This window comes from Granulosicoccus sp. 3-233, from assembly GCF_052681095.1.
On sequence record NZ_JBQYLE010000047.1, the window covers coordinates 1 to 1,560 of the forward strand.

A 1,560-nucleotide genomic window follows, 5' to 3' on the forward strand; every position below is an offset into this window, starting at 1 on the left:
CAACCTCCATCGCTTTCGTAGCTTCTCGTACTTCTCGGTAGACTTCTTGTCGACCGATCCGCATTACTGCGGCACACTCAACTATGCTGACGTAGGGGGGTGCTCACGTTCGACCAGAATGACTGTTCACGATGCCCCGTAATATGCAGATGATGCAACAGAAGATAGAACTCCACATGCCGGACGCCCTTATAGAAGATACTTACCCCTCTCTATTGAGATCTCTAAAATCTATATTTCAGGCTCCAAACCAAGCAGATTTCACTAATATTAATTAATACCAGGCATCCTAAGTAAATCACAATAATTATTTATGTGTGATGTAGCCACCTTGCGCCATGTGAAGCATTCTTCAACTATAAGTCTTCCATTTTTGCCGTATGTTCGCAGTAAATTTTCTTCGTCAACTAACACCTTTAGCAAAGTATCTACTAGCTTTTCATCGTCCATAAAAATTTCAAATGCGGCATGCCGTTCATACCCGACTTCCAGATTGCACTCCCGCGTCATTATTACAGGTAACTCGTATGACCACGCCTCCAGCACTGACATTGGAAGCCCTTCAGAAAAAGAAGGCAAAATGAATGCGTCGCTTTGTCTGAACAAGCTGTCTTTTTCAGAGTCATCATAAATGCCCCCCTTATAAACAACTTTAGTACGTGTTCTGCTAGATAAGCTTTCGAGAGCCCTATGCATAGATATACCGTCTTCCCAGCCACATACCCATAAGACCCAGTCGAAATCATCCTCTGAACTTTGCCTAGAAATAATTTTGTCCCAAGCATCTAGCAGCTCTAAAATTCCTTTTTTGCTATTAATTCTACTGAAGTAGAGCAGTTTTTTACCCCCCTCACTTCGCCTCGCCTCGCCTATTTTTGGCAAACTTACACCGTTTGGTATTACACATATACTCGTATTTGGATAGAGCCCGGAACATGAGGAAGCTTCTTTTACAGTAAGCGCATGAATGCTACAGTTCTTAAGCACACGATCTTGGAATAATTTCAAAGCAATTTTTTTCTTGAAACTACTATTATTCACCGCCCACTGATCTAACATCCCACGGGGTGAAACTACTAATGGCCGCCCTGTTATTCGGGACCACTGATATGCGACAAATGATTGATGCTGCCATAGTCCGTGCACGTGCAAGATGTCATATTGCTCGGAAAGCAATTCCTTCAACTTGCCAGGTGAATATGAAAACTGCTTGGGGCCATATGTTTTATGGAGTGACAGCTCGATACCCGTCCAATAAATAGAATCGCGCATTGCCCTATCGTCATTGTTAGAGTAAACTTTCACATCCATGCCAATTGCAACATATTCCTTTACCAACAGCCTGACCGAATTGAACAGTCCTCCAGAAAGGTGAGAAATTGAATTAATTAAAATCGCTATTTTCAATTTTTTCATATATTTTTTGAGGTTCAACAATTAATCGCTTCTAGAGCCAGACAGCGACCCTAGCGCTTTCACTCGGTAGTTCGACCTGAGCAACTGCTCCCTATTTGGGCCGACAGAACCTCGCCTACGTAAGGCGGGATCAGGATTCAACGC

1 protein-coding gene is annotated in these 1,560 nt (G+C 42.9%); it reads right to left on the minus strand.

All coding sequences use genetic code 11. The features are described 5' to 3' along the window. Nucleotides 1-270: 270 nt before the first annotated feature. Entirely contained in the window at nt 271-1,416 is a 1,146-nt protein-coding gene (locus ACUNV4_RS30340) for a glycosyltransferase (RefSeq protein ID WP_430882424.1), read from the minus strand. Nucleotides 1,417-1,560 lie beyond the last annotated feature (144 nt).